Origin of the sequence: Acinetobacter lactucae, assembly GCF_013344765.1 — a bacterium.
Taxonomy (GTDB): domain Bacteria; phylum Pseudomonadota; class Gammaproteobacteria; order Pseudomonadales; family Moraxellaceae; genus Acinetobacter; species Acinetobacter lactucae_A.
The window spans coordinates 1-8732 of record NZ_JABVBF010000148.1 but is presented as its reverse complement, the minus strand read 5'-3'; the positions used below and the strand labels follow the sequence as shown (position 1 = coordinate 8732).

The following is an 8732-nucleotide window of genomic DNA, read 5'->3' as shown; positions in this document are numbered from 1 at the left end:
ATTTAATACTTAACTTAATAGGAAAATTTATGAAAAAAATAGGTATAGTTGCTGTTAGTGCAGTGACATTATGTTGGGCAATGTATGAGGTATCTTCTGATAATGCCAATACAGTAACGCCTAATGAGGCTAGCCAAAAAGTCACATCTAAAAACTTTTCATCAACTGCAAAGAATGAAAAATTAGCGCCTCAAATGCTTTTGGCACAAACGAATTCCCTTAATTCTTCTGGCCCAGTCTGTAAATATAATTTTGACGCGACTCAAGAAGACTTCGATCTATGGAATAATGAACATCCTGAATATTTTCCTATGAATATATTCCCATCGATCAATGGTCAAAAATTTAGCTTCGAAGTAGAGCCTAGGCCAGAAAGTGAGTATGGCAATTTAGATTATATAGCTAGAAGTAAAACTAGTCTTAATTCGTCTAATGACATTGGAGATTTAACTCTACCTCATACAGGTATTATTGCATTTGAAATGGAGCTTAAAGTGCCAACAATAGCACTTGGCAACTCATCATTTGGTAACTCTTCTTATATTTCTAACATTGGTTTTATGGGTGTAACAAATAATGGTTACACGGTTAGATCCAACTATGGGTTTGATATGGGGACTTATGATCCAGACTTTGGTGAGAATCCCCCTAGATTAAGCTATTCTGTAGCTTACCGACTTAGTGATAATAGTGGGCCTGATAATCCTTACTTTAAAAGTCAGAATATGACAAATAATACAAAGCAATACCAACGTTTAGGTATATATATTAATCAGAATACTAGGCAGGTCGGTTTCATTTTTAATGGGGTTGATCAGGGGTATCAATCTACTTTACCTGCCCCACTTGAAAATATAAGTTTTTCTGTTCTAAGTGGTATATCAATTTATTCTGAGCAATCATTTACACAAGAACTATCTAATGAACTCATTACTGACCGTAATGCACTACAGTTTAACTATCCTCAAGGTACCACTGACATGTGTGGTAATGTCATTTAAGATATAAAACTATAAGTCATAAAGAAGGGCTGAATCACAGCCCTTTTTCTTTTTTAAAAATGAATAACAGTACGAATTGATTTACCTTCATGCATTAAATCAAAAGCAGTATTAATGTCTTGTAAAGGCATTGTATGCGTTACAAAAGGTTCAAGTTGAATCTCACCTTTCATAGCATCTTCGACCATTTTAGGAAGTTGTGAACGGCCTTTTACCCCACCAAAAGCAGTACCTAACCATTTACGGCCTGTCACTAGCTGGAATGGGCGTGTCGAGATTTCTTGACCGGCACCAGCTACACCAATAATAACAGATTGCCCCCAGCCACGATGTGCGCACTCTAGAGCCGAGCGCATAACATTGACATTACCAATACATTCAAATGAATGATCTACGCCCCAACCTGTCATTTCTACAATCACTTGCTGAATAGGTTGTTCATAATCTTTTGGATTTAAGAAATCTGTAGCGCCAAACTGTTTAGCAAGTTCAAATTTATCTGGGTTTGTATCTACGACAATAATGCGTCCTGCTTTCGCTTGACGTGCACCTTGTACAACAGCTAAACCAATACCACCTAGACCAAATACAGCAACTGAATCACCTTCTTGTACTTTTGCTGTGTTATGCACGGCGCCAATACCAGTAGTCACCCCACATCCCAGTAAACAAACTTGTTCGTGATTTGCTTCAGGATTGATTTTAGCCAAAGAGATTTCTGCAACTACCGTATATTCACTAAAGGTTGAACAACCCATGTAATGGTAAATCGGTTCACCATTATAAGAAAAACGTGTGGTTCCATCTGGCATTACACCTTTACCTTGAGTAGCACGTACCGCAACACATAAGTTGGTTTTTCCAGATTTACAGAATAAGCATTCTTTACATTCAGCTGTATAAAGTGGAATCACATGGTCACCAGGTTTAACGCTTGTTACGCCCTCACCCACTTCAACCACAACACCTGCGCCTTCATGACCTAAGATAGCAGGAAAAACACCTTCTGGGTCATCTCCAGATAATGTAAAAGCATCGGTATGACATACCCCTGTATGGGTAATTTTTATTAAAACTTCACCCGCTTGAGGTGGTGCAACATCAACTTCAACAATTTCTAAAGGTTTTCCTGGGGCAAAGGCGACAGCTGCACGAGATTTCATCTTTGGGTTTCCTTTAAATCATTCGGTATTTATAGTCGAGCAAAATAGATTATATACTGATAATACAAGAGCTTAATTTTGCTTAAATTAAAATTGGCTTTCATGACAATCCATCACAGCATAGCCAGTCAGGTACATCTAAGCAAGCCTACATTTAAAAAAGAAGAAAACCTCTTACTTGAAGAGGTTTCTTATCAAATCATTATCTTATAAGCAGCTTGTTTTTACTTAGGGGTAAATATCTGGTGGATATGGTGTGTTATCACTAATTGGAGCATAAAGCGTATTCTCAACAAAGAAGCCATTTGGGGCTTGAGTAGTATCAATCGTAATTGAATCATACATAACTTGTGGATAGGCCCAGATAAATTGTTTCATTAAACCGAGAGGAACATTGTTTTTCATGTCACCAAAAATTCGTTGCCAAATAGGAGTTCGATAAGGTTTGTTTTTATCGAATCCATAAATATAAGCAATAGATGCATCAGGAACAAATCCAGATAAATAAATGACTTTATTTGCAGGATAGCCTAGCCCTTGTATAGGTATTTGTGAAACTGCTTGATGTGCTAAGTCTAAGCGAGCTTCCAATAGCCAGTCATAAGCTTCTGTCATCATATAATCAAAATTAGGATATGAGTAATGTTGGCTTGGATAGTTAATATAAGTAGCTAAAGTCTGAATTGGAGATTGAATAGAAGGAAAGAAAATAAGAGGGCTAACTTTGGCAGTGGAGTATTTTGCTTTGATAACGGTGCGAATGTCTTGGCAGGTTTGACCTAATTTATTTCTGAGCCATGTTTTAAACTCATCATATGGCGTTCCTGTTTTATTCATTGCTTCATAAATTGTACCCAAATCTGGTGCATATAAACCTGTATCTGCGTTAAATGCCAGTTTAGTTGGATAGTCATATACACAAGGTAGGTTTGTACCTGTGTTATACCACCACCAAGGTTCACCAATTTGCATGTTTACATCACATCCACCAGCAACCATTGTATCTGCAAACTCAATAAATACCTTATGTAGATATGCCAAAGCATTCTGATGACTTAAACTAAAAAAATAGCTCGGTGGTTGGTAGCCTGTTTTACCCAAATTACTGTTCCAGTCACGTTGAGCCCAATATTCATTGGCCCCCAAGGAATACATTTCAAAGCTGACCCCAAAGATAGGCTGCATACTAGCATTTTTCAAAGCCTGAGCATATTTCTCATGCCATTTAAGGGTACATGAATTAACGACCGCCTCGCCTGTCACCAAGGTATCTGGTATTTGCCATTTATTAATATCAGTTTTCCATGTCATTTCAGGGTAATGTGACATTCCACAATAATGGTTTACTAACCCCTGATATCCCAAAGCGATCATATTGTTGACTAAGCGCTGAGGGTTTAAATCATAGTGGTCATCGTAGCTTGTACAGATCCCATAATTATGTTGTGGTACAACCACACGGCTCAAATTTAACTTTGCATTAGTTCCAGTCACAACTGAGTTGGTCAGACGAATGTAGCCATCTTTTGGTTGACTTAAAGGTGTGGCAGTTTGGCCATTATAGTCATTGGTAAAGCCAGAAAATGAAATGCGTTGAATGTTCGTTACTGGAAAGCTATCTGTAGCAGAGAAACCTGCTTTTACTGTATCCCAATTAATATGAATATGCGCCGTTCGTGATGAAGGATTATTTGCATAGTTAAATAAGACAACATATGCAATTTTATCTACACCATTGTCATGATAGTACACCGTTAATGTCGGTGTTAAACTTGGATTGTTCAGCACTGGCATAGAGGTAGATAACTCAATATCGAAGTCCCAAACCACCCCTGCATAGCTATATTTGGTTTCATACGCTAAAAATTTATGATCTTTAGTGTCATAAGAATCCCAAGTAATTCCTACCAAATCATTTGTCATACGTGATCTAAAAGATGCTTCAAAACCATTTCCATAGTTCGTAATGGCGAAAGACATCGTTTGCGGGCCATCTATTCTCCAATAAATAGGACTGAACCGATCAATAAGTGTATTTTGTGTAATTGGATGTGGTGATGAATTGGAATTATTTTGCACATTTTGAGGATTAGTTATCATGTCGTCATTCTCTTAATGTATTAAGAGGTTTTATATTAAATAATAATTCTTATTTTATTGTTCATATAAGTAACAATGAGGTTTAAATTATTTACAGTTTATTTTTTGATAAAGATCAAAATAAAATTAAATAATTAAACTTAATATTATCCTAAAATATTTTCGCACTGAGGAAATAATAAATGTCAAATTTTATGCAGCCTACACATTTTAGGATGTTGTTTGTATTTACTCCTCTTGTTTTTGCACTAACAGGTTGTAGTGAGACCTTGCATTCTCAAATATCATCATCTGTAAAGATTTCTTCAGAAAATATTGCTTATCCAAAGATCGATCCATTTTTAGGAGAAAAGTTACAGCCTAATGAGGAAGTGTTAGCTCAAAACATAGCTCAAGTCATTGAAAAATCAATTCGTGAACAATATACGGCGGGAAATGCTTTGCGTGATGCACACCCTAAAGCGCATGGGTGTGTTCGAGCCGAATTTCATGTCTCAAAAAATATACCGGCTCAGTTCGCTAAAGGTATTTTTGTCCCAGATCAGAGTTATCAAGCATGGATTCGTTTTTCGAATGCCTCTAATGATGCCACTAGTGCCGATATTGACAAAGATGCTCGTGGCATAGCGATAAAACTTTTAGGTGTGTCTGGACAGAAAATTTTAGAAAGTGAAAAGCAAGCAACCACTCAAGATTTTATTATGATTAATCATCCAGTCTTTTTTGCGAATGATGCTAAACGATATCTTTCTTTTATGAACGATGTGAATAGTCGCAATATGATCAGAAAACTTCATATCCCGGTTGCCTTAGGTTTTAAAGGAACCATGAATGCGCTCGGAGCACGTAATTCACAGATCGCAAATCCATTATATGCACGTTACTGGTCTATGGTTCCCTATCAGTTAGGGCTTGGTAATGATCGGCAAGCAGTTAAATATTCAGTTCGTGCTTGTTCGGTAACACCAAATAATCTACCTAAAAACCCTCCTCATGATTTTTTAAGAGAAGCTTTAAAGAATACTTTGCAAAACTCTGATGCCTGTATGGAGTTTCTTATTCAGCCAAGAACTTTAAGTAAAATGCTAGTAGAAGATTCGATGACAGAATGGGATGAAAAAGTAGCCCCTTTCTATCAAGTAGCAACTATTCATATTCCAAAGCAAAATTTTGATACGCTCGAGCAAAATAAATTCTGTGAGAATCTGTCTTTCACACCGTGGCATGCTCTACCAGCACATAAACCATTAGGTGCAGTCAATCGAATGCGCAAAGTCATTTATGAAAATATAAGCAGAATTCGCCATGATATGAACTCAGCACCTAGACAAGAACCTTAAATACTCTTTCTATCATGGTTGAATAATTGAAAAATGAGTTTACAGATAAAGTCATCTTACTTTTATTTCTTGGAATCACGCTCATATCTAATCTATAGCTTTTTGATTTCTACAATAAGATTTTTTAAGTTATCAAAATAATTATTTGAATATTTATTACTAATATTTTGACATTTCTACTTTCTGATTAATTATCTATTAGATATAAGTTCAAAGTTATAAAAGGGTTTTAACAGTTTTATTATATTTTAGGCGAATAAAAATAAAGTTAATGTAAACTAAGTCTCATTTTAAAAAATCTCTAATCAAAAAATATTTTTAATTCATTTAAAGTGGGAAGTTGGTTGTAAGATTGATCAGCCGCTACTATGTTTGCCCAGTTTGACTTTGAAACAATACAAAAATTAAGTTTTTTTAGCACAACAATATCTTGATCTAACAGTCCTAATGGAATCCACATAAAGTCAGTGCTGCCCACTAAATTGGGTACTGGTGATCCACATTTGCTACAAAATGAAGATGTGAAGCCTGTTTCTTTTTTATAGGTACTGACAAGCCCTACACCCGATAACCATTCAAATTTTTCCTTACTCACTAAAGTTGCTGCATTTGCCCCCGTTCCGGTTTGCTTACGGCAGAGACTACAGTGGCAATGATAGACCGTGTTTATTTCATTACTAATAGAAAATTTGACTTCATTGCATAGACAAGAACCTACATGACTCATCTCGAATATCCTTTGAAAAATAATATTGAATATAGCATTAGGCTTAAGAGGGTGAAATCTAACTTTTATTTCTAAATGGATATGTTTCTTAAAAATACTTATAAAAATAAGGAATTGCCAGAGTTGAGACTTGGCAGAATGTATTTATAACGTTTAATATGAATTTTGACATATAAATTGAATATAAAAATGCTGTGATGTGCTTATCTTGGATGCGACTTAAAAGCTTACATGATCAATCAACTCTATCAGCAGTATAGTAATATGGCATTAAATGCTTGGGGCTTTACAAATACACCTTCGTATAACGGTACATACGACCCTGATGAGAATGATACAGTGACGAATAGCTTTAATTGGTTGAATGATGAGCAAGCTACCGAAAAAACTAAACAAGGATTAACAGCTTTTGTGGCGCTAGATGATGCCTTTATCAGTATCGCTTCTCGAATGTATCTGATTAGAAATGCCAAAGAAAAAATCGATTTACAATATTACATTTGGACCAATGATTTTGTTGGCAACCTAATGCTGCATGAGTTGTTAACGGCGGCAGATCGTGGTGTGAAAATTCGCTTACTCATTGATGATCAAAATGGAGTAAAGCTTGATGGAGTTCTCAGAAGTCTTCTACACCACCCTAATTTTGAAATTCGATTATTTAATCCATACAAGTTTAGATATTTAAGAATTTTAGATTATATTTTTCGGTTCAAAAAAGTAAACCATCGTATGCATAATAAGTTAATTATTGCAGATGGCGTAATTGCAGTAACAGGTGGTCGAAATATCAGTAGTGAGTATTTTGATGCAAGTAGTAAATTTCAATTTACAGATCTAGATATTTTATTTTATGGATATACAGTACAACATGCACAGTCTGTCTTTAATGATTTTTGGCAAAGTGATTTGAGTCAAAATGCTACAGAACTGGTCGGAACATGTGCGGTCCATCACTTACAATCATTACGGCAACACTATCATGATTTAATTCATGAAAGTGAAAACCATAGTCAAACCGAAGATAAACTTTACGATGCTCAAAGCTATTTAAAAGAACTTTTAGAGCACTACCCCATTCAATGGTCAAAAGCGTATTTTGTTGCAGATTCACCTAAAAAAATCTTAGGAATAGCTTCTAAAGAAGAGATGCTTTATGGGCAAGTCATAGGGATTATGGGGGAACCAAAGCAGCATATCGAATTAGCTTCAGCTTATTTTGTTCCTACCCAGCAAGGAACTTATTATTTAAAACAATTAAAAGTACAAGGTGTTAAAGTCAGGGTTTTAACCAATTCTTTTGCTGCAAATGATGTGGCGATTGTGCATGCTTTTTATAGTCAATATCGGGTCGAGATGCTTAAAAGCGGTGTAGAGCTATTTGAATTTAAGCCATTTTTAGAACGCAGACGCAGAACATGGTATGAGGTTGTAACTGGAAGCGTTATTCCCGCAAAAGGTAAAAACAAATCGAGTTTACATGCCAAATTTTTTGACGTAGACGGTAAAGTATTTATTGGCTCGTTTAATTTTGATCCACGTTCGACTTATTTAAATACTGAGGTTGGTCTTATTATTGAGTCAAGTCAATTACAGGCTCAAATTTCAGTAATGCTCGATCAGCACTTGCCTCAAGTGGCTTACCAGCTCAAATTAAACAGTGAAGGTAAAATTATTTGGTTAGATTATCAGTCGAATGGAAAAGTTGTTGAATACGAAAAAGACCCGAATACGAGTCTTTTCCAACGCACCATGATTAAGGCTGTTTCATATCTACCAGTTGAATGGATGATGTAAAAGCGCTTCAGCTTTACTTATAAAATTCCAATTTCTTCAAAGAACTTTTGATAAGCTTCTGCTTTCTTTTCTAGTGCTAAAGGATAAGCTCTAGAAGAAGATGGTAGACGGTGTAAATCAATGTTACGTCCCGCAAAGTAAGTCGAGGTAGATATTCCTATAAGTGGTTTTTCGGTATGTTCTGGTAAAACTGAAATTAAAGTGTCAGTCGCTTTATCACCAGTAGTCATAATAGTCTGACATAGGGGAATTTGCTGAAGTAAAACTGCAAGATCTGTTGGTGTTACGATTTCAAGAAATTTATCTGCGGCATTCCCCTTCAATCGCTTAATTTGGTAAGCCGTGTCAAAGATTGCAATACCTGTTTCAATCAAGAAGTTTCGGATACGTTCTTCATTAAAGTTTTTTTGGTTTTCACTTAAAAAGTAAGTTTTGTCTTGGAAAAAAATTAAACCAAAAATTCGCCACATGTCATTTTGGAAATTTGGATAGTAAAAATCCATCTTCCATTTATTACGTGGTGGTGGAAAACTACCTAACATGAGTAAACGGGTATTTTCAGGTAAAAAAGGTTCAAGTGGATGCGTTTCTATCTCAATTGTCA

7 protein-coding genes are annotated in these 8732 nt (G+C 35.7%); 3 read left to right on the top strand and 4 right to left on the bottom strand.

The features are described 5' to 3' along the window. The first annotated feature begins 29 nt into the window (after positions 1-29). Entirely contained in the window at positions 30-1001 is a 972-nt protein-coding gene (locus HUN22_RS13395) for a DUF4882 family protein (RefSeq protein WP_174730274.1), read from the top strand. A gap of 53 nt (positions 1002-1054) precedes the next feature. Here the strand turns inward: HUN22_RS13395 and HUN22_RS13390 are convergent, their stop codons facing one another. Together HUN22_RS13390 and HUN22_RS13385 are read right to left on the bottom strand one after the other, a co-directional pair. Next, positions 1055-2164 (bottom strand): S-(hydroxymethyl)glutathione dehydrogenase/class III alcohol dehydrogenase, encoded by a 1110-nt coding sequence (locus HUN22_RS13390; protein ID WP_174730272.1) that lies wholly within the window; start codon positions 2162-2164, stop codon positions 1055-1057. 228 nt (positions 2165-2392) lie between these two features. Next, a complete protein-coding gene (locus tag HUN22_RS13385) occupies positions 2393-4264 on the bottom strand; it encodes a non-contractile tail sheath protein (RefSeq protein ID WP_174730269.1) in 1872 nt (623 codons plus the stop codon). Between the two features lie 182 nt (positions 4265-4446). On the opposite strand from HUN22_RS13385, the gene HUN22_RS13380 reads away from it, so the two are divergent. After that, on the top strand, positions 4447-5604 hold the full coding sequence (locus HUN22_RS13380) for a catalase family protein (protein ID WP_174730266.1): 1158 nt from the start codon (positions 4447-4449) through the stop codon (positions 5602-5604). A gap of 301 nt (positions 5605-5905) precedes the next feature. On the opposite strand, the gene HUN22_RS13375 is transcribed toward HUN22_RS13380, so the two are convergent. Continuing rightward, positions 5906-6340, bottom strand: coding sequence for a GFA family protein (locus HUN22_RS13375; protein WP_174730280.1), 435 nt, complete (start codon positions 6338-6340; stop codon positions 5906-5908). Between the two features lie 222 nt (positions 6341-6562). Between HUN22_RS13375 and HUN22_RS13370 the strand changes: the two genes are divergently transcribed. Next, positions 6563-8128 (top strand): phospholipase D family protein, encoded by a 1566-nt coding sequence (locus tag HUN22_RS13370; RefSeq protein WP_174730263.1) that lies wholly within the window; start codon positions 6563-6565, stop codon positions 8126-8128. Positions 8129-8145: 17 nt separating this feature from the next. Here the strand turns inward: HUN22_RS13370 and HUN22_RS13365 are convergent, their stop codons facing one another. Then, entirely contained in the window at positions 8146-8727 is a 582-nt protein-coding gene (locus tag HUN22_RS13365; RefSeq protein ID WP_368074580.1) for a uracil-DNA glycosylase family protein, read from the bottom strand. Positions 8728-8732 lie beyond the last annotated feature (5 nt).